Consider the following 228-nt stretch of genomic DNA (forward strand, 5'->3'; position numbering starts at 1 on the left):
CACGTAGAACATCGGCACAAAGAAGATGGCGAGGAACGTCGCGGTGATCATACCGCCCGCCACCGCCGTACCAATCGAATGCTGGCTGCCAGCGCCCGCGCCGTTGGATATGGTCAGCGGCAGCTCGCCGAGAATAAACGCCATTGAGGGCATGATAGTTGGACGGATACGCAGCCGAGCCGCTTCTACCGCCGCTTCTCCCAGCGTTTTGCCCTCGCGTTCATCCAG

At 61.0% G+C, this 228-nt stretch carries 1 protein-coding gene; it reads right to left on the minus strand.

Annotated elements, in window-relative coordinates; translation table 11 throughout:
* The coding region (locus KVT28_RS27690) for an efflux RND transporter permease subunit (RefSeq protein ID WP_217551573.1) at nucleotides 1-228 on the minus strand (228 nt) is incomplete at both ends.

It is taken from the genome of Pantoea sp. GbtcB22, from assembly GCF_019091025.1.
Taxonomy (GTDB): Bacteria; Pseudomonadota; Gammaproteobacteria; order Enterobacterales; family Enterobacteriaceae; genus Pantoea; species Pantoea leporis.